We start from the raw sequence: 21,770 nt of genomic DNA, 5'->3' as shown, positions 1-21,770 counted from the left end.
GTTTCGAGTAAATCTCGATACAGGTATTTTTATATTTCTAAATTGTAACTCATTTGTAACTAAGGTTTTATATGATAAAAACGAAACAAGTAATCGCTTACAAAAAGTACAAAGAGGAAGGGGATTTTCATGAAAAGAAAGGCATGGTTTTTTCTGTTTTTAGCTTTCGTATTAATCATTAGTTCTGCTTGTACAAACTCAGACACTACAGAGGACACCAAAGACAACGAAGGGAAGGTTCCAGTAAGCGGTACTGGGGAAGAAGGGGGCACTATTAAAATTGGCGTGTTAGCGTCTTTAACTGGAGCCTTAGAATCTTATGGTAAACAAACACAACGTGGTTTTGATTTAGGGATAGAATACGCTACAGAAGGAACTATGGAAGTGGCAGGCAAAAAAATTGAAATTGTTTATGAAGACACTGAAACGAAACCAGAAGTAGCTGTTCAAAAAGCGACTAAGCTACTAGAAGATGATGAAGTGGATTTTCTTGTAGGATCTTCTAGTTCTGGTGATACGTTAGCAGTCTTACCACTAGCAGAAGAATATGAAACAATTATGGTAGTTGAACCAGCAGTTGCAGACAGTATTACAGGAGCTGAATTTAACCCATACATTTTCCGTACATCACGTAACTCATCACAGGATGCAGTTGCTGGAGCAGCGGCAATTGCAAAACCAGGTGTTAAAATTGCAACGTTTGCACCTGACTATTCATTTGGTTTAGATGGCATTGCAGCATTTAAAAAAGCAGCAGAAGAACTAGGAGCTGAAATTGTTTTGGAAGAGTATGCAGATCCAGCGGCTACAGATTTTACTTCTAACTTACAAAAAGTAATTCAAGCAAAACCAGATTACTTGTTTGTCGTTTGGGCAGGAGCAAACTCACCATGGAATCAAATTGCAGACTTGAAAATTCAAGAAAAAGGCATCAAAATTTCAACAGGTGCTCCTGATATACCAGCTTTAGCGACCATGGAGCCTTTAATAGGCATGGAAGGATTCTCAGTTTACTACCATACATTACCTGATAACGACGTAAATGATTGGTTAGTAGAAAAACATAAAGAAAAGTTTAACGGGGAAGTTCCCGACTTATTCACTCCAGGAGGAATGTCAGCTGCTATATCAATTATTGAAGCATTAAAGAAATCTGAAGGAAATGCAGATGGTAATGAATTAATCGGAATTATGGAAGGGATGTCTTTTGACACACCGAAAGGAACCATGACATTCCGTGAAGATGATCATCAGGCTTTACAAACGTTGTACTCCATTAAACTTGAAAAACAAGAAGGTATTGATTATCCAGTGCCGGTGTTAATTCGCGAATTATCACCTGAAGAAACAGAACCACCAATTCAAAACTAAACTACTGAGACGGCCTGTTCATTCAGGTCTGTCTCTCTCCATGTGTGAGAACCAGTCTTGATTATGGAGAGAGACAGAAGAAAGGATGAAACCCATGACAACGATATTAAAAACTGAAAACTTAACCATTCGTTTTGGTGGACATATAGCTGTAGATCACATCAATTTCGAAATGCCAGAAAATCAATTCAAATCAATTATTGGACCAAACGGAGCTGGAAAGACCACTTTCTTTAATTTAATTAGTGGAGAATTAAAACCAACTGAAGGTAAAGTTTATTTTAAAGATGAAGATATGACCCGTTTTTCTTCTGTTGACCGCACGCGAAAAGGGTTGGGTCGTTCATTTCAAATTACGAATGTGTTCCCCAATTTAAGCGTGTTAGAAAATGTGCGTATAGCTGTACAGTCCAAAGAAAAAATTCGCTACCAAATGATACGTCATATTTCAAAGTACCCATCTCTTAGTCAAAAGGCTGAAGAGTTGCTAGGACTTGTTCGACTCTATTCAAAAAAACATGTAATTGCAAGTCAATTATCTCATGGGGAAAAACGCAAACTAGAGATTGCGATGTTACTAGCTTTAGACACGGAAGTTTTATTGTTAGATGAACCGACAGCAGGGATGTCACTCGAAGAAGTTCCCGCAATATTGGAAGTCATTAGACGGATAAAGGAACAAGGAAATAAAACAATTCTATTGATTGAACACAAAATGGATATGATTTTAGATTTATCGGATTCCATTATGGTGCTGTTTAATGGCAAGGTTTTAGCAGATGGAACCCCTATAGAAATTATGCAAAATGAAATGGTTCAAAATGCTTATTTGGGAGGATTATACGATGAGCACATTGCTAAAAGTTGAGGACGTTCACACCTATATTGGACAATATCATATTTTGCAGGGGGTAAACTTTCAAGCAAATGAAGGAGAGGTCAGTGTATTACTTGGTCGTAATGGTGCAGGGAAAACAACCACACTTAAAACAATATTAGGTTTAACACCCGCTACCAAAGGACGTATTGCCTTTAAGGGACAAGAGATTACAAAAAAACAAACTCACGTGATAGCAAACAATGGAATTGGGTATGTTCCAGAAGATCAAGGAATTTTTGCCACATTGACAGTTGAAGAAAATATGAAAGTGGCTATGCGTACTGAAGATGAAATAACTATAGGGAAGCAGGAGTATGTATTAGATTTATTTCCAGATTTAAAAATATTTTGGAAAAAAGATGGGGGTCTATTATCAGGCGGACAAAAACAAATGCTAGCTATGGCACGCGCCTTTGTAGGAAACAATCAACTTCTTTTAATAGATGAACCTTCAAAAGGGCTTGCACCTATTGTAATAGAAAAAGTAATGGAAGCCATTATTGACATGAAAAAACATACAACCATCGTATTGGTCGAACAAAATTTTATGATGGCAAGCCGAATTGGTGATACATATACACTCTTAGATGATGGTGAAACCGTCCAATCGGGATTGATGCAAGACTTAATACAAGATGAACAAATAAAGCGTAAATATTTAGGGATAGGATAAGGAGGTACAGTCATGGAACTACTCATGAATTTGACCATAAATGGGCTAGCCACCGGTATGTTAATCTTCCTTTTAGCTGCCGGGTTAACGTTGATTTTTGGATTGATGGACGTACTTAACTTTGCTCATGGTGGATTATTTGCATGGGGCGCATTTTCTTCAGTTTGGTTTTATTCACTTACGGAAAGCTTTGTACTTGCTATTCTTGGCGCTATTCTAACGGGTATCCTCCTGGGATTTATTACAGAAAAGCTAATTATCAAACCTGTTTATGGCAATCACGTCCAACAAATATTAATCACATTAGGTTTTATGCTCGTGTTAACAGAAATGTTAAAAGTCGTGTTTGGTCCAAATCAAATTGCTGCCAAAACCCCAGCTTACTTTGCAGGTAGCTGGGAAATCGGGGACGTAATTATTATTAAATACCGTGTATTCATTATCGTTGTAGGTTTCCTTGTGTTCGGTGTTGTTCAATATATTTTAAAGAAAACGAAAGTTGGTTTAATCGTTCGTGCAGGTGTAATGAACAAGGAAATGGTTCAAACACTCGGTATTAATATAAATAATGTGTTTCTATATGTATTTATTGCTGGAGCAGTATTGGCTTCTCTCGGTGGTGCTTTGATGGCACCATACTCAGGTGTAATATACGCAGAAATGGGAATGGAATTTGCCATATTAGGATTCATTGTCGTCGTAATAGGAGGGATGGGAAGTTTTCCAGGATCCTTGCTAGCAGCAATTTTAGTGGGTTTAACAGGAAGCTATATGGCTTACTATGTTCCTTCCCTATCGTTAGCAGTAAACATGTTGATTATGGCGATTGTATTAATTTTCCGACCGCAAGGATTATTTAGAGTAAAGGGGTGAAGAGATGACTACAAAATATCAATGGAACAATATTTTCCTATCCATTATTGTCATTGTGTTGTTCATCTTCCCTTTTGTAACAGACTCAAGGACTTGGACAATACTTTTAACACAAATTTTCATTTTTTCGATTCTAGCAATGAGTTATGACATTTTACTAGGATATACAGGTATTGTGTCATTTGGGCACGCGATGTTTTTCGGAATTGGTGCGTATACCACAGGAGTAATGCTAGATCGCGTTGAGCCAACGATAGGTATTTTTATTTTATCAATTGTCATAGGCATGATCATTGCAGGCATTATTAGCTTTCTCGTGGGTTTATTGACTCTACGATTAAAGAGTCATTTTTACGCTATGTTAACACTTGCTCTATCAGGATTATTTTTAGTTCTTGCTGAAAAATGGCGTAGTTTAACTTCAGGGAATGACGGTTTTACGTTCCGGGCACCAGAAGTTTTTAAAGATCGTGCGGTGTTCTATCTAGTCGTACTAGTGTGTTTAGTTGTGACCTATATATTACTTAGACGATTTGTTCAATCCCCACTTGGTCAAGTATTGGTAGCAGTCCGTGAAAATGAGCAACGAACAAAATCATTAGGTTATAAAGTGCTACATTACAAAGTGATTGCATCAGTTGTGGCTGGTGTTGTTGCTAGTTTAGCAGGAGCACTCTATGCAATAAGTTTACGATTTGTAAATACCAGCGTCTTGACGATGGATATTACATTAGATGCCTTATTAATGACAATCATTGGAGGTGTTGGAACACTTATTGGACCTATAATAGGCGCTGGGGTAATAGAGTTATCGCAACACTATTTGTCAGGTCTTGCAAAAGATTATCCTATATTTGAACGTTGGATTATTTTCTTTGGAATTCTCTATATTTTAGTGGTAATTTTCTTCCCGGCAGGTATTGTCGGAACGATACGACAAGCTTATTATAAAAGAAAAAAACCACGTGAAGTAGAAGGTCGATCTAACTCGGAGGAATTATAATGCATATTGGAATCGCTAGTACCGGTGTATATATCCCTTCACAATTCATGTCGGCAGAAGAAATTTCATCTTCTTCTGGAATCCCATTACATGTTGTCAAGAACAAAATGGGGATTACAAAAAAAACTATTCCTGGACCCAATGATCATACTGTTCAAATGGCTATATGGGCAGCTCAAAACGCACTTGTAAGAGGTCAAATTGACCCGAAATCAATCGATTGTATCATTTATATTGGTGAAGAGCATAAAGAATACCCTTTATGGACTGCAGCAATTAAAATTCAAGAAGCAATTGGTTCCTTCCACGCATGGGGTTTTGATGTTTCACTTAGATGTAGTACAACAACTTTAGCTTTGAAGTTAGCGAAAAGCTTAATGTTATCTGATGATTCAATAGAGACTGTGCTTTTAACAGGTGGTTATCGAAACGGAGATTTTATTGATTATTCAAATGAACGAACACGGTTCATGTTTAATCTTGGTGCTGGTGGAGCTGCAATAGTTTTGAAAAAAAATCATGGTGAGAATATAGTTCTTGAATCAGACATTATGACAGATGGATCGTTTTCTGAAGATGTTGTTGTTCCGGTAGGGGGCACAAAAACCCCCTTAACAGGAGAGTTATTAGCTTCAGGTGCATATAAACTTGATGTTTTAGATCCCAATGGTATGAAAAAGCGGTTGGAACTAAAATCTATGCAAAATTTTCTACAAGTTATTAGACATTCGTTGGTAAAGAGTGGGTTTTCAGAACAAGATATTTCATACCTAGCTATACTTCACATGAAAAAATCAGCACATGACTTCGTATTACATGAACTTGGATTATTGGAAGATCAGTCGATATATTTACATGAATATGGACATATTGGCCAACTAGATCAAATCATTTCTTTGCATCTAGCAGAACAACATGGAAAACTGCAAAAAGGAGACATTGTTGTATTAGTTAGCGCAGGTATCGGTTATGCCTGGGGAGCTACAACAATAAACTGGGGATAAAAATAGGGAGGAATTCACATGACGTTGCAAAAAGTGTTACTAGGTAACGGGGAAACGATTTCTTATCGTGAACGGGATGGTGGAGAACAAGTGATTGTGCTCGTTCATGGAAATATGACATCTTCCAAGCACTGGGATATCTTGATTGATGAATTAGATTCGAAATACAAATTGTATGCACTCGACTTAAGAGGTTTTGGAGAATCGAGTTATCATACTCGTGTTCAAGGAATTGAAGACTTTGCTCATGACTTAAAAGGTTTTGTCGATGCTTTAGGACTTGATGCATTTCATTTAGTGGGATGGTCAACTGGTGGTGCAGTTTGTATGAAATTTGTTGTTGAATATCCTGGTATGTGCGAAAAACTCATCCTTCTGGCATCAGCATCCACTAGAGGGTATCCATTCTATGGAACGAACGCAGATGGAACGCCCGACATGCAAAGACGTCTACGAACTATTGAAGAGGTAGAAAATGATGCAAAAACAAAAACCATTCAATGGTTATATGATACAAACAATCGTGAAGGATTAAAATCGGTTTGGAATGCGTTAATTTATACACATAAACAACCAGATGAAACAAAATATGAAGAATATGTAACGGATATGTTAACACAACGGAACTTGGCGGATGTTTATTATTCTTTGAATAGGTTTAATATAAGCGGCATTCATAATGGGTTAATTGAAGGGTCAAACAAAGCTAAAAATATTTTAATACCGGTATTAGTTTTAAGAGGAGATCGGGATTTTGTGGTTTCTCAACAAATGACGCTCGAAATAGTTGAGGACCTTGGAAATGCGACATATATTCCGTTAATAAATTCAGGTCATTCTCCACTTATTGATGATTTGTCACAACTCACACAACAAATTGAAGCGTTTTTAGGGTAGTAGATTATAGTTGAATGATGTGAAACAGGAAGGAGGGGAACCAATGTATAACGATCAAACCTGGTTTTTAAAACGTGCAAAAATGGTCCCTTCTCACCTAGCGTGTATAGATATCGATAGTGGTCAGCAATGGACGTATGCTCAATTTACAAATTTAATTAAGGAATGGGTCCATCGGTTATCGCTTGAAAAGTTGCAACAAGGTGACAGAGTTGCAATTCTTGCTAACAATCACCCAGAGTTACTGGCCATTTTATTTGCATGTGGGTTGAAAGGTTATATATACGTACCCTTAAATTTCCGTTTAAGTCTAATGGAACTGACAGAAATTCTTACTAATTGTGAACCAGCCATTCTAATTACTGATCATTCTTATGAAGTGCTTATATACTCATTGCCTGTTAAAAAGATGCTAAACCGTGAAGTGCTACTAGAAGGGAAATCATTTATTAATGAGTCAATTCAAGTGACATCTATTTCTGCTGATGAACCATGGATGATAATCTACACAGGAGGCACGACAGGTAAACCTAAAGGAGTACAACTTTCTTATAACAACGTAAATTGGAATGCAATGAATACTATTGTAAGCTGGGGGCTTTCTGCTAGAGATTGCACGGTTACATATATGCCTTTATTTCATACCGGAGGTCTAAATGCACTTTCAATCCCTATCTTAATGGCGGGTGGCACAGTAGTCATTGGTGACCGATTCGATGGGCAGCAAGCGATAGAGGAAATAATTAAACGTAAAGCCACTATTTCATTATTTGTACCGACAATGTATCAAGTGATGACGCAAACAGAGACATTCAAAAATAGTGATTTTCCAAACGTTAAAGTTTTTTTATCTGGAGGTGCTCCTTGCCCTTTTGCTATATATGAACAATTTGAAAAAAAAGGATTACCCTTTAAAGAAGGCTATGGTCTTACAGAAGCGGGTCCTAATAATTTTGTGATTGATGTAGATGCTGTAAAGTTTAAGAAAGGATCAGTAGGTAAGAATATGCAATTTGTAGATACGTTAATTGTTTCAGAAATGAATAAACCTACTGCTATTAATGAGGTTGGTGAACTCTGGATTCGCGGTAAACATGTATTTACAGGTTATTGGCGAAATGAAAAGGAAACAGCCGATGTCATGAATGACGAGTGGTTAAAAACGGGAGATTTAGCAAAAATGGATGCTGAAGGCGACTATTATATTGTTGGAAGAAAGAAAGATATGATTGTGACAGGTGGAGAAAATGTGTATCCTCAAGAAATTGAACATTGCTTACTCCAACATAGAATGATTAGAGAGGCAGCAGTTATTGGACTTCCTGATGAGAAATGGGGGGAAGTTGTTACTGCATTTATTTCTCTTACAGAACCTACTTCGTATTCAGAAAAACAATTAATTGACCATTGTCGTCAGTATTTAGGTGGCTACAAAGTTCCAAAGTCATTTATTATAGTAGAAGAATTACCTAAAACACATGTTGGAAAGATAGATAAAAAACAATTGCTTTACTTAAAACCTTAGGCGGCAAGGCATTACTCAAGGTTTTTCAACACAAACTTCAAAATCATGGATTAAATGTATATTTTCTAATGAATTATGGCAGATTGTACTTGGGGTAGTTTTTTTGCTAAGGAAGTATTCTCCATTTTTAGAAACTTAGCGTTAAATATTTTCTCAATATTTAGTTTTTAGTACTAATTTCCTTTCCTTCGGGAATTTTTGGAACGATTCGATAAGCTTTTCATAAAATGAAGATAATACGTGTGGTAGAAATGAACAATCAAATTGAGAGAAATATGATAATTATACCGTTACGCAAAAGGAGACAATGTCTTATGAGTTAGGGAGGCTATAGGTTATGCTTGGTGAGCAATAGTAATTAATTGGATTTATAAATACGAGTATTTATATGACATTAACCAATTTCTTATCTTGAACGCTATGGTGTAGGCTGCTTAATGATAATTTATCACAGCTAACACAACGAATTGACGAATTATATATAGGGGGTCATTTTTTGCGTTTACAAAATCAAATTGCCATTATTACCGGGAGTGCAAATGGCATTGGATATGCAGCGGTCGAACGTTTTGCAGAAGAGGGAGCTCAAGTCATTCTTGCTGATTATGATGAAGTAGCGGGGACAGTAGCTGCTAAACAGTTAAAAGAAAAAGGATATGACGTGACATTCATACACGTAAATGTAGCAGATCGTGAAAGTGTACAACAATTAATTGATCAAACGGTTAAAACGTATGGCGGTATTGATATTTTGGTCAATAATGCAGGTATTACAAGAGATGCAATGTTAGCTAAAATGGACCCTGCTGATTTTCAGTTTGTATTAGATGTCAATGTAAACGGTGTCTTTAACTGTACACAAATTGTACTGCCACACTTAATTGAAAAAGGAAAAGGGAAAATTATTAATACTTCTTCCGTAAGTGGTGTATATGGAAATGTAGGACAAACGAATTATGCTGCCTCAAAAGCTGCTGTGATTGGGATGACTAAGTCATGGGCAAAAGAGTTAGGTCGCAAAGGTATTAATGTTAATGCAGTCGCTCCAGGATTTACCCGTACTTCAATGGTGGAAAAAATGCCTGATAAAGTTATTCAACAAATGACGTCAATCATCTCTTTGCAACGATTAGCTGTGCCAAAAGATATCGCAAATGCTTACTTATTTCTAGCATCATCAGAATCAGATTATGTGCATGGTCACGTCCTTCATGTTGACGGCGGAATAATGATGTAAGAAATGATGGAAGGAAGGGTACATTTGTATAATGGTCAATCTTCTTTGTTAAATTGGACCTTCTCTCCAAAGCTATTTGTATAGCTAGTGATCGAAATGAACCTATGCCCAGTTATCACATCTAATTGAAGATATGAATGAACTCCTTACATACTCGATATATGCCAAAATTCTAACCCGAGTTGTTCTTCCACAAGTGATATTATTCATTATTAAGCAACTACTCGTAGCTTCAATTTCAAGAACTGCTTTTTCTTGTTCAATTTTGTATAATGGACGAGAGGTGAGCAAGATGTTTGTGAGTGAAAAAGAAATTGAAATACGCTACGCTGAAACAGATCAAATGGGCGTTGTTTATCATGCCAACTATTTAGTATGGATGGAAATTGGCCGAACAAGTTTGATTGAAGACTTAGGATATACCTATGCTGGTTTAGAGCGAGAAGGATATTTATCTCCTGTTACGGATTTGACGATTCAATATAAAGCATCGATGAAATATGGTCAGAAAGCTACCGTTCGAACTTGGGTAGAATCACATGGTAAACTTCGAACTACTTATGGCTATGAAATTCTTCACGCAGACGGAACTATAGCAGCGCTAGCTAAGTCTGAACATGTACTGGTAAAGAAAGATACATTTCGACCGGTGTCACTTAGAAAAGTGGATGCACATTGGGATGCTAAATATACTGAAATTGCAAAGGTCAAAAGCTAATGGCTTTTGGTCTAAAACGTCCAGAACTACTATCATGGAAAGAAGCTGTCAGCAGAGGGGATATTGCTTTTCTCACTCATTACTGGTTAGATGATCGTTTCCCAGGTTGTAAAACGGTTACGAAAGTCGGTTGTTCAGATATTGACCGACTTATTAAGTGGGGAGCTCAATACGGCTTAAAACCTGAGTGGATCGATTATAAAAAAGAATATCCACATTTTGATTTATTCGGACATCATCAAGAAACTATTTTGCTTAAAGAAGGCATGCTAGACCAATTACAACGTTTCACACATAAATAAAATCCACTATGAGTAAACACTCATAGTGGATTTTATCTTTATTTCTTATATGAATAGGTAAGTTCTTTTAATTCTTTGTCAACGTTTACGTGTAAATCATGATGATCAAAATACCATTCATCTCGACTTTCAATATAGAAATGAATGTTATCTTCTTCATACTCAACTGAAGGATCCATTGGTTGTTCTTTGGTTACACCTAATGAAAAAGCATCATGCAAAGAACTTGAACCACCGTAGCGAGCATAAAAATGAATATATTCTCCAGATTTCGTTTCCATTTCCTCTTTAAACCAGGTCATTGCTTCTTTTGATATGACAATTTTCATTTTTACACACCCTTTCATAGTCTATACGTATTGTATTATAGCCACTTTACTTTTGGCTCGGTTCCTGCCTTTATTCGTACAATATTTGCGCGATGGCGATATAATACAAATGATGTTAACAAAATAATAACCATTAATAATGGGATATCAATTTCATAAAAAACGTTGTATAGGGTGGTATAAACTAAACCAATAATACCAAGAACCATTGACGTAAATGATACCATTTTCGATAGTTTCAAAACGATAAAAAAAGACACGAGCATAAGGATGAATATCGGCCAGTGATACGCTAAAAGAACGCCACCAGAAGTCGCTACAGCTTTACCACCCTTAAAGTTAGCGAAAATCGGATACATATGACCTACAACTGCCACTACACCTAAGATGAGCGGGTGTATGTCTGTAACTGAGAAGAAAGGAAGGAGCGGTAACAAAGTAGCTGCCGTTCCTTTTAAAATGTCCAAAATAGAAACAATTAATCCTGCTTTAACACCTAATGTTCTAAATGTATTTGTTGCGCCTAAATTTCCACTGCCATGTTTTCGGATATCTGTTTTGTAAAAAAGTTTTCCAATCCATAAAGCAGAAGGAATAGATCCTAGCAAATAAGCTAGTAATAAGATAATTACAATGTTCATAGAGTGCTCCTTTTAAATACGTTATACTTCTTGATATGTACAACCTAGTTTATCACTTGTCACAACACGTCACAACCAACTTCAACGCTTAACAAGAACTTTCATTAACCTAAATAAATTACTTAAAGATCATGTATTAAAGCATGAGACTCATTGCAATGGCGACTTTCATTCTATACAATGAAAACATCTGTTTGTTTTTTGGAGGAGAACGATTTGGCAAAAAATCAATCATCAACAGCATATAATGACGATGCAATTCAAGTACTCGAAGGCCTAGAGGCGGTTAGAAAACGTCCTGGGATGTATATTGGTTCTACGGATGCTAGAGGATTGCACCACTTAGTGTATGAAATTGTCGACAACTCTGTGGATGAAACCCTAGCTGGATATGGAAATCATATTATTGTAAATATTCATGAAGATCAAAGTATCAGTGTTCGAGACTTTGGACGTGGGATGCCCACTGGTATACACAAGACCGGAAAACCAACTCCAGAAGTTATTTTCACTATACTTCATGCAGGAGGTAAGTTCGGACAAGGTGGTTACAAAACAAGTGGGGGGCTACACGGTGTAGGTGCTTCCGTAGTGAATGCCCTATCGTCATTTTTAGAAGTTACCATTCATCGTGATGGCAAGAAGTTTCGTCAACGATTCGAAAATGGCGGACACCCTGTAACAACACTTGAACATATTGGTTCAACAAAAGAATCAGGAACGTCTATTCATTTCTTACCGGATTCAACAATCTTTTCTGTTACAAAATACAACTATGAAACCATCAGTGAACGTTTACGAGAGTCTGCCTTTTTATTAAAAGGATTAAAAATCGAGTTAAATGATTTACGTTCCGGCAAACAAGACATCTTCTTCTATGAAACTGGCATTGAGGCATTCGTAGCTTATTTGAATGAAGAAAAAGATGTCTTACATCCGGTTTCCTATGTAGAAGGAATACAAGATGAAATTGAAGTCGAATTTGCTTTTCAATTTAATGATGGGTATTCGGAAACGATTTTATCATTTGTAAACAATATACGAACGCGTGATGGTGGTACGCATGAAACAGGTGCGAAATCTGCTCTAACCCGTGTTTTTAATGAATATGCTAGAAAAACTAGTTTATTAAAAGAAAAAGATAAAAATTTAGAAGGTGCAGACATCCGTGAAGGTGTTGCAGCGATCATTTCAGTTCGTATACCTGAAGCAATTCTTCAATTTGAGGGGCAAACGAAAAGTAAATTAGGAACAAGTGAAGCGCGAGCAACTGTTGATGCAGTAGTTTCTGAGAAACTATTATATGTATTAGAAGAAAATGCAGAGTTGAGTGCATCACTTGTTCGTAAAGCGATTCGAGCACAACAAGCACGAGAAGCAGCCCGTAGAGCACGTGAAGATGCTCGTAATGGTAAAAAGTCTAAGAAATCAAGTTCTATATTGTCTGGTAAGTTAACACCAGCACAGTCTCGTAATGCAGCAAAAAATGAGCTTTATTTAGTAGAGGGAGATTCTGCTGGTGGTTCTGCCAAACAAGGTCGTGACCGCAGCTTCCAAGCAATTTTGCCTCTCCGTGGGAAAGTCATCAATACGGAAAAAGCGAAACTTGCAGATATTATGAAAAATGAAGAAATATCTACCATTATTCATGCAATTGGTGGGGGAGTAGGCGCTGATTTCTCAGTTCCAGACATCGCCTACGATAAAATTGTCATTATGACAGATGCAGATACAGATGGAGCACATATTCAAGTGTTACTTTTAACATTCTTTTATCGATATATGAAGCCGTTAATAGAAGCTGGAAAAGTATATATTGCTTTACCACCACTGTATAAAGTATATAAAGGTGCAGGAAAGAAAGAAGTCCTCATTTACGCATGGACCGAAGCAGAACTTGATGTAGCTATTCGCAAAATCGGTAAAGGGTACTTGATTCAACGCTATAAAGGTTTAGGTGAAATGAATGCCATTCAATTATGGGAAACTACGATGAATCCAGAGACAAGAACGTTAATTCGTGTAGAAATTGACGATGATGCTCGTGCTGAAAGACGTATCACTACGTTGATGGGTGACAAAGTTGAACCAAGACGGAGATGGATAGAAAACAATGTTAATTTTGGCTTAGATGAGAACAGTAACATTTTAGAAAATGAGCTCATCCATGCCGAGGAGGATTCAGAATGACACAAACCGAACGCTATCAAGATTTACCATTAGAAGAAGTCATCGGCGACCGGTTTGGCCGTTATAGTAAATACATCATCCAAGATCGTGCATTACCAGATGCAAGAGATGGCTTAAAACCAGTGCAACGTCGTATTTTATACGCGATGTTCCATGAAGGTAACACGAACGAGAAACCGTTTCGTAAATCAGCTAAAACTGTTGGTAATGTGATTGGTAACTATCATCCGCATGGTGATAGTTCCGTTTACGAAGCCATGGTACGAATGAGCCAAGATTGGAAAGTTCGACACATGCTAATTGAAATGCATGGTAACAATGGTTCTGTAGATGGTGATCCACCAGCAGCTATGCGTTACACAGAAGCACGGTTGTCAGCTATTTCTGGTGAAATGCTTCGAGATATTCAGAAACAAACAGTAGATTTAATACAAACATTTGATGACTCAGAATTAGAACCAACTGTTTTACCAGCTCGTTTCCCCAATTTACTAGTTAACGGTGCAACTGGTATTTCAGCAGGATATGCAACAGATATGCCACCTCATGCGCTACATGAAGTATTAGATGCCGTATTAATGAGAATGGCTAACCCTGAAGCAACTGTAGATGAACTTATGACCGTAATAAAAGGGCCAGATTTTCCTACAGGTGGCACTATACAAGGTATTGAAGGCATTAAAAAAGCGTATGAAACCGGTAAAGGGAAAATTGTTGTTCGTTCAAAAGCTGTAATTGAACCGCTAAAAGGCGGTAAAGAACAAATCGTGATTACCGAAATTCCTTTTGAAGTCAATAAAGCGGTTTTAATTAAGAAAATTGATGATCAACGCTTGGATAAACGGTTAGACGGCATTGCAGATGTCCGTGATGAGTCTGATCGAACAGGTTTGCGTATTGTAATTGAATTGAAAAAAGAAATAGATGGTCGAGGCATTTTGCAATTCTTATTTAAGAACACAGATTTGCAAATTGCATACAATTTCAACATGATTGCGATTCATAATCGTCGACCAACCATGATGACACTCCCAATACTATTAGACGCCTATATTGGACATCAAAAAGATGTGGTGACTAGACGTTCTAATTTTGATTTACAAAAAGCAAAAGATCGAATTCATATTGTTGAAGGTTTAATGAAAGCTCTCTCTATTTTGGATGAAGTCATCATTACCATTCGTGGATCTCAAGATAAGCGTGATGCGAAAAATAATTTAATAAGTGAATTTGCTTTTACTGAACCCCAAGCAGAAGCAATTGTTTCTCTTCAACTTTATCGATTAACAAACACGGATATTACAGACTTGAGAAATGAAGAAGCAGAACTTCAAAAAACAATTAAAGAGTTATTAGCCATATTAAATAATGAATCTATTTTAATTAAAGTTATTCAACAAGAGATGCAAGCCATTCGTAAGCAATTTGCTGAACCACGAAGATCAATCATCGAGAACGAAATCGAAGAAATTAAAATAACGCTGGATGTTATGATTCCAAGTGAGGAAGTCATTGTTACTGTGACGAAAGATGGCTATGTAAAACGTACAAGTACGCGTTCTTATAATGCTTCAAACGGCAAAGACTTCGCGATGAAAGACTCGGATTATCTGTTATTTGAGTCGATGCTAAACACACAACATCACATATTATTATTTACAAGCTTAGGGAAATATATATATCAACCCATTCATGAGTTACCGGAGATTCGTTGGAAAGACTTAGGTCAACATGTATCCAGTATGGTTTCTCTTGATGCGAATGAAACGATAATAAAAGCAATACCAATCGACAACTTCGATGAAGATCGTTTTATCTTAGCCGTTTCAAAATTTGGTCAGATTAAGCGTTCGACGCTTGCAGAATATCAAGTTCAACGATATTCACGTGCGTTAAATACTATGAATTTGAAAAAAGGTGACGAAGTCATTCATATTGATTTAGTCACACAATCTGACGATGTCATTATCGTGACTCATAGTGCTTATGCTGTACGATTTAATATGGAAGAAGTCACTGTAACTGGTGTTAAAACCAGTGGTGTTAAAGGGATAAACTTAAAAGAAGAAGATGTTGTAGTAAATGCAACTACCATATCAGCAGGTGTACGTGGTGATTTATTACTTGTAACACATCGTGGTGCCGTTAAAAAAATGTCGTTGAAAGAATTTGAAAATGGTACTCGTGGTAAACGCGGGATTGGTGTATTGCGTGAATTAAAATCAAATGCTCACAGAGTAAGTGGCGTACTTTTCGTACAAGATAACGACCAAGTGATGATTGAGACATCAAAAGGTGTACGTGAACTTGTTGATACGAAACCTATTCGTGTAACAGATCGTTATTCGAACGGCTCATTTATTGTCGATACAGACAAAGATGGAGATGTCGTACGATTATGGAAGGTTCTGAAAAAGAAGGAATATAGTAAGAAATCGTGAAAGGATACAACGGGGGAGTCAATGTAGCTTCCCTTGTTATAAATAGTGAAAAATATGTGGAGAAATCGTAATGTGTGGATTATTTTAGTAGGCGAATTGATTGCAGGTCTTGGATTATGGACGGGAATCATCGGAAATTTGGAGTTTATGCAAGAACGAATTCCATCAGATTTCTTAAAAGCAGTTATTATGGCCATTGGTTTATTAGCAGGTATTTTAGTTGGTCCACTTGCTGGAAAAGTAATTGATCAATCGAAGAAAAAGACCGTCCTCTTAATATCTGGATTTGGTCGAATGATTAGTGTTTGCTTTATGTTAATTGCCATTGGCACGGGATCAATATGGTGGATGGTTGCATTTATGATTAGTATCCAACTATCAGCAGCATTTTATTTTCCAGCGCTACAAGCAACCATTCCTTTAGTTGTTAAAGATGCACAATTGCTTCAAATGAATGGCTGGCATATGAACGTAGCGACGATGGCTCGTGTCATTGGAACAGCGCTTGCGGGTGTAGTATTGGTGTATTGGTCGTTAGAATCCCTTTATTTCATATCAATCTTTGCTTATGGTGGTTTGCTGATCTTTACATTTATGCTACGTATCGATGAGGAAGAGGGAACAGAGGCACTAGTAAAAGTTTCCGCACCAGGTAAAGGCGGATTTATGGAAGTTTTTCCAATATTAAAGTCGTACCCAGCTGTCATGATGACATTAGTGATGACATTAATTCCTTTGTTATTTATAGGATCATTTAACTTATTAGTCATTAATATTAGTGAATTGCAGGATTCAGCATCGATTAAGGGAACCATATATGCAGCAGAAGGTATTGCGTTTATGATTGGTACGATTGTTGTGAAATATATCGCTAAAAAATGGAGCACAAGCACAATATTATTCTTTTTTGCATTTGTCATTGGTTTTGCAGAGTTAATCTTAATATTTGCAGCTAATCCATTATTGTCGGTAACAGCATTTGCAGTGTTTGGTTTCGCAGTTGGTTGTTTTTTCCCAACGGCGATGACGATTTTCCAGAAGCAAATGCCAAGAGCATTCCATGGAAGATTTTTCTCATTCCGAAATATGTTGGAGCGAGTAATTTTCCAAGTCGTTTTGTTAGCAACAGGAGCATTATTAGATTTAATTGGCTTACAATGGATGGTCGTCGTATTTGGCGTTATAAGTTTATCATTAACAACCATTTTTTTAATTCAAATGAAGCAACGGAACATAAAATTAGATACAAATGATAAAACCGCTGAAATAGCATAATTTCAGCGGTTTTTTTATTTTGTCTCACTGTTTCAAGTATACTTGGTTAATGAGATACAACTTCCTATAATTTATATTATGTAAACTAAAATATAAATAATGAAATAAGGAGTTCTCATTTTCCTTTGAGACTCCTCTTTACGTTTTTTAAATGAAATAGTCATTCATGTTTAGTTTATAATGTTTTCAGCCACTTTTATATCATTTAATAATTGTTTATCATACGGTCTGTCTGCTTAATTATTTTACTGAATGTAAAATCTTTCTGAGAAAGTAAATTCTTCATTCCACAATAAATGATTAAAATCTGTATTACGTAATGCTTTTGCTTTTAACGTAACTAACAACGAGTTACTTATATTCGGTCTAAATGAAATTCAAGTACTAATTGATGTTCGAACAATTTTACCATCAACAATTTTCCATAAAGGAATTTTCTATCGTCTTCAATCAAATAAAAATCAACAGAATGTTGGGTCATATAAACTCTTTTATAAATATGGGAATCCTCGGGATAATTTTTAGAAAGTTTTTGTAGCTCTAATTTGCCTCTAACCAAATAGTTACATTTCCATTTTGTGTTTTCATTTCAGTTATATATCAACTTTCAAGATTGAAAAACTTCTAAAAGACCTTCTGCAAATCTAAAACTACCAGATGTAACCTTCATTTGGTACCCATCACTCCCTGCCCAACCGTCTCCGTCTATTACACCTCATACAATGGAAGCTAGATATTCTTCTGGAACAATTGAAAATGGAACAATTAACGATTTTCTTGAAGTGATACCCATTAACACCAAATCCTTTTCACCTTTTTAGAATTAATAATTAAAGTCAGCGTTGTTTTCGTTTTCCCGAATGATGTTAACAAGTAATATTTAGTCCATTATTTACATTGGGCTTATAAGAGTGTTTATATAATTTACTGCTACCTACATCACAATTCGATTATCTTTTTCTGTAAACCGACTTTTACTTCTAGTGTACTCTATATCCTCAATATTGACCGTATGTCATCTTCAGTAAGTGTTGATGAAACTTTCCCCTCGGAATCGAATACTTCTTCAATTAGAAGTCTCTTTTTATCTTGAAGTTCATTCATTTTTTCTTCAATTGTTCCTCGAGCAACAAGCTTTATGACGTGAACAACATTTGTCTGTCCAATGCGATGGGCGCGATCAGCTGCTTGCTCCTCGACTGCAGGATTCCACCAATTATCATATAGGATTACCGTATCAGCACCCGTTAAATTTAGTCCGGTGCCTCCTGCTTTCAAGGAAATGAGGAATAGATCACGTTCACCATCATTAAATTGATTGCAGATATCCACCCGTTCCTTTGATGGAGTTTTTCCATCAAGATAGAAATAGGGGTGCCCTTTAATCGCCAATTCTCTTCCTATTAGCTCAAGCATTTTAGTGAATTGGGAGAAAATCAACACTCTTCTCCCTTCGATTTGGGATTCCTCTACAATTTGCAGTAACTGTTCAAATTTCGCTGAGCTTCCTTTATATCCGTCTACAAATAATGCTGGATGACAACAAATCTGCCGTAACCGAGTCAAACCAGCCAGAATTTTAATGCGATTTTTTCTGATACCATCTTTGTCCAGGTGCTTCAACGTATCATGTCGTAGTTTCGCTAAATAGGCAGCGTATAGCTTTTTTTGATCAGGAAGCAACTCGATTGATTCTATGGATTCAATTTTATCAGGAAGCTCTGAAAGTACATCCTCTTTTAAACGGCGTAGTAAAAATGGTCGAATCCGCCGGGCAATTGTTTCCTTAGAAAGGTTACTATATTCCTTTAACCCCATAAATAATTCCGGAAAAACAACATGGAAAATTGACCACAATTCTTCAAGTGAATTTTCCACAGGTGTTCCAGTTAGAGCGAAGCGATAATCTGCCTGTATCTTCTTTACAACTTGTGCTGTTTGTGTCCAATGATTTTTAAATGCTTGTGCCTCATCAAAAAAAACAGTGTGAAAAGTTTGTTTTTCAAACCACATTATATCTCTACGTAACAAAGGGTAGGAGATAATAACAACATCAACTTCCATTGCAATCTTTAACTTTTTAGTCCTTTCTGTTTTATTACCATCAATGACAACAGCTTGTATATTTGGAGTGAATTTTGTGAATTCATTAAGCCAGTTATAAGTCAATGATGATGGGCAAACAACAAGGACTGGAAAATTCTTTATTTGGATTTCTTTAAGTTCAGACTGAATAAATGCTATACTTTGTAGCGTTTTCCCCAGCCCCATATCATCCGCAAGAATTCCTCCAAAACCATAGCTCGACAGAGTTTTCATCCATTTATAACCACGCTTTTGATAGTCTCGCAATATAGATTCAAGACTATTGGGTACCTGAAACTCCAAACTACCTGGATTTCGGATGTTTTCTAAGAATTTCTTGAACGACTCCTCTAAGGTGAATGATTGTTCATCAACAGAATTAAATAGTTGAAGCCCCTTGACTATTGGTAAATATAAGCCATCTTCCAGATTTTCATTTTGGACTGGTGATGCATTTAGAAAGCGCCTAATTTCTTCAAATTCCCTTGTTTCTAATGAGAGTAATGAACCATTTCGCAAACGATAATACTTCCGTTTTTCTTCTAGAGCTAATAGAATATCACGTATATGCTTTTCAGGAATGCCATCCATTTCAAATTTGAATTCAAGCCAATTAGTGCGCTCTGTTTGCACTTTTACCCTAATCCGTGGACGAGCATTTTCTCTGAAAATCCGATTTCTTACTGCGGTAGTTGCATATATTTCTACAAGATTTTGTATTTGGGGGATTACGTGATACAAAAACGAATACTCCAACTCTTCATTATGTAAAAAATACCCACCGTCCGTCTTGATAAACAAGCTATCTTCTATCATCTGAAGGATTACATTTTCCTTCTCCACTTCCCTAATAATCATGGAATCCATCAAAAGTTGCCGACTTTCAAAAGGGTCAATTATAATATTTCCATAATGAAACTCTAAACCGGCAAGCAATCGATTTTTCACACGGTCCAAGTATAGTTTGGCAATTAAAGGTGGACTCTTATCAAAATTTTTCGAGTTAGCTACAGGTAGTTGAACATCTCCTAGTCTCTTCAATCCTGGAACTACTTTTTCCAGAAAAATATCTATTTGCTCATATGGTATTAAAATACTATTTGACCCTGAAGTATTAAGCATCTTTTTCAGGTCAGATAGACGGTTACAGTCTTCACTTTTCATCTTTATTACTTTTCCCTCTGAGATGACAGTGCTATATGAATTCAATACAACTAATTGATCTATTCCATTGATCCTCAGTTCATAGGCTGAGTTCTCTGCTTCAGAAATGTCAAACTGTATAGAAAGTCGTTCGTTTGATACGCGAATACCATCATATATTATTCCGTCATATTCGAGCTTAAGAGCTGGTGCTTTCTTAAGTATCGGCAAAAGCCTTGCCCATGAAGACGGAGGAATCAGTAATATATGGTTATTCCTCATAAAATTCGATTCATCCGACAATTCATTTATGTACAGCTGTTCATCGTTTACTATTTGTATGAGTTGCTGAACCACAGCATCTGCTTCATTTTGAATGCAATGAGTGCTTTGGTCATACGTGAATGAAATGGATAGCAAAATAGGAATTCCTTCATTCACTTTTTCCAAAAAGTCCCGAATATTAGCAATATGTGTTGAACCAATCTTAACTTCTATTCCGAACATGAATTGCCCTTGACCTATATAAACGGGTTTACATGTAAACTTTACATCAAGTGCTTGCCTTTTCTCAAAGTAAAGCTGGTGATTACTTGATCGTTTAGGCTGATTATTGAAAAGGGTTAACAAACCCTCTGTCAGGTCTTGAGTTGTTAACGCTTTCGAGTGTTGTTCACTAATATCAATAGGCATGGTTCCTTGAAGCTGATGTTCGTGAATTGACAATAAAACTGCCGCAATATGCTGACAATTCTTTTGAAAGGAAGCAAGCTTAGGACAGCTACATTTTGTGAGAATCCCTCCGTTAGAATCCTTTTTAATGTTGACGTAGAAGTCTTCAGATCCTGATACTATTGCATCACAATGGTTAGCGTTGTAGGTTTTAAATGTCACATTATTAGAACGATAAAAAGAGTCCCCTTTTTTAAAGGAGACTATTCCGCACATTTCTTTAATGATTTTTTGATTAATTTTTATATTCAAATGCCGTGCACCTTCTTAAAGATATTTCGCTTCAGTTACCAAGGGCTATTTATGTGGAATTTTCAAGTTTAAATTAGGTGGATTTATAGTTCAGACTAAGACAATCATTAAAACCTTTATCACAATTGTATCATATAGGTTTTCTAATCTAATGAGATATAGATAATCAGTATATAGTCTTAAAATACAATGAATTTGG

17 protein-coding genes are annotated in these 21,770 nt (G+C 36.4%); 14 read left to right on the top strand and 3 right to left on the bottom strand.

All coding sequences use genetic code 11. The annotated features are described in order from the left end of the window. Positions 1-129 precede the first annotated feature (129 nt). The 11 genes from C406_RS0114855 to C406_RS0114805 all read left to right on the top strand — a co-directional run bounded on the left by C406_RS0114855 (position 130) and on the right by C406_RS0114805 (position 10,483). Positions 130-1,371 (top strand): substrate-binding domain-containing protein, encoded by a 1,242-nt coding sequence (locus tag C406_RS0114855; protein WP_017381442.1) that lies wholly within the window; start codon positions 130-132, stop codon positions 1,369-1,371. Between the two features lie 94 nt (positions 1,372-1,465). After that, positions 1,466-2,239 carry an ABC transporter ATP-binding protein gene (locus C406_RS0114850; RefSeq protein ID WP_017381441.1) on the top strand — a complete coding sequence of 258 codons (774 nt, stop codon included), beginning with the start codon at positions 1,466-1,468 and terminating at the stop codon, positions 2,237-2,239. Further along, positions 2,217-2,924, top strand: a complete 708-nt coding sequence (locus tag C406_RS0114845) for an ABC transporter ATP-binding protein (protein WP_017381440.1) — start codon at positions 2,217-2,219, stop codon at positions 2,922-2,924. Before C406_RS0114850 ends, C406_RS0114845 begins: the two co-directional genes overlap by 23 nt. Positions 2,925-2,936: 12 nt before the next feature. After that, entirely contained in the window at positions 2,937-3,797 is an 861-nt protein-coding gene (locus C406_RS0114840) for a branched-chain amino acid ABC transporter permease (protein ID WP_017381439.1), read from the top strand. 4 nt (positions 3,798-3,801) lie between these two features. After that, positions 3,802-4,800, top strand: a complete 999-nt coding sequence (locus C406_RS0114835; RefSeq protein WP_017381438.1) for a branched-chain amino acid ABC transporter permease — start codon at positions 3,802-3,804, stop codon at positions 4,798-4,800. Next, the gene (locus tag C406_RS0114830) at positions 4,800-5,804 is read left to right on the top strand and encodes a 3-oxoacyl-ACP synthase (protein WP_017381437.1); all 1,005 of its coding nucleotides are present in this window, start codon (positions 4,800-4,802) and stop codon (positions 5,802-5,804) included. Before C406_RS0114835 ends, C406_RS0114830 begins: the two co-directional genes overlap by 1 nt. Positions 5,805-5,822: 18 nt before the next feature. Next, positions 5,823-6,701: an intracellular short-chain-length polyhydroxyalkanoate depolymerase gene (gene phaZ, locus C406_RS0114825; protein ID WP_017381436.1), complete on the top strand. Its 879-nt coding sequence runs from the start codon at positions 5,823-5,825 to the stop codon at positions 6,699-6,701. A 43-nt stretch (positions 6,702-6,744) separates the two neighbouring features. After that, a complete protein-coding gene (locus tag C406_RS0114820) occupies positions 6,745-8,226 on the top strand; it encodes a class I adenylate-forming enzyme family protein (RefSeq protein ID WP_017381435.1) in 1,482 nt (493 codons plus the stop codon). A 496-nt stretch (positions 8,227-8,722) separates the two neighbouring features. Beyond that, complete coding sequence (fabG, locus tag C406_RS0114815) at positions 8,723-9,463, top strand: 3-oxoacyl-ACP reductase FabG (RefSeq protein WP_017381434.1); 741 nt, start codon at positions 8,723-8,725, stop codon at positions 9,461-9,463. A gap of 292 nt (positions 9,464-9,755) precedes the next feature. Then, on the top strand, positions 9,756-10,181 hold the full coding sequence (locus tag C406_RS0114810; protein ID WP_017381433.1) for an acyl-CoA thioesterase: 426 nt from the start codon (positions 9,756-9,758) through the stop codon (positions 10,179-10,181). Next, a complete protein-coding gene (locus C406_RS0114805; protein ID WP_017381432.1) occupies positions 10,181-10,483 on the top strand; it encodes a hypothetical protein in 303 nt (100 codons plus the stop codon). The genes C406_RS0114810 and C406_RS0114805 overlap by 1 nt, the downstream gene beginning before the upstream one ends. A gap of 38 nt (positions 10,484-10,521) precedes the next feature. Here the strand turns inward: C406_RS0114805 and C406_RS0114800 are convergent, their stop codons facing one another. Beyond that, positions 10,522-10,812, bottom strand: a complete 291-nt coding sequence (locus C406_RS0114800; protein WP_017381431.1) for a HesB/YadR/YfhF family protein — start codon at positions 10,810-10,812, stop codon at positions 10,522-10,524. Between the two features lie 35 nt (positions 10,813-10,847). After that, positions 10,848-11,453, bottom strand: coding sequence for a glycerol-3-phosphate 1-O-acyltransferase PlsY (gene plsY / locus C406_RS0114795; RefSeq protein ID WP_017381430.1), 606 nt, complete (start codon positions 11,451-11,453; stop codon positions 10,848-10,850). A gap of 216 nt (positions 11,454-11,669) precedes the next feature. On the opposite strand from plsY, the gene parE reads away from it, so the two are divergent. The 3 genes from parE to C406_RS0114780 are packed head-to-tail and all read left to right on the top strand — an operon-like array spanning position 11,670 to position 17,359. After that, positions 11,670-13,643, top strand: coding sequence for a DNA topoisomerase IV subunit B (gene parE, locus C406_RS0114790; protein WP_017381429.1), 1,974 nt, complete (start codon positions 11,670-11,672; stop codon positions 13,641-13,643). Then, the gene (gene parC, locus C406_RS0114785) at positions 13,640-16,084 is read left to right on the top strand and encodes a DNA topoisomerase IV subunit A (RefSeq protein ID WP_017381428.1); all 2,445 of its coding nucleotides are present in this window, start codon (positions 13,640-13,642) and stop codon (positions 16,082-16,084) included. Before parE ends, parC begins: the two co-directional genes overlap by 4 nt. Positions 16,085-16,138: 54 nt before the next feature. Beyond that, positions 16,139-17,359, top strand: coding sequence for an MFS transporter (locus C406_RS0114780; RefSeq protein WP_026045723.1), 1,221 nt, complete (start codon positions 16,139-16,141; stop codon positions 17,357-17,359). 990 nt (positions 17,360-18,349) lie between these two features. On the opposite strand, the gene C406_RS0114765 is transcribed toward C406_RS0114780, so the two are convergent. Beyond that, complete coding sequence (locus C406_RS0114765) at positions 18,350-21,571, bottom strand: DEAD/DEAH box helicase (protein WP_017381425.1); 3,222 nt, start codon at positions 21,569-21,571, stop codon at positions 18,350-18,352. Between the last annotated feature and the right edge of the window lie 199 nt (positions 21,572-21,770).

Origin of the sequence: Paenisporosarcina sp. TG-14 (genome assembly GCF_000297555.1) — a bacterium.
In the GTDB taxonomy this organism is placed as follows: domain Bacteria; phylum Bacillota; class Bacilli; order Bacillales_A; family Planococcaceae; genus Paenisporosarcina; species Paenisporosarcina antarctica.
Note: the sequence above shows the minus strand (reverse complement) of the source record. Positions and strands in the feature narration are given on the sequence as shown.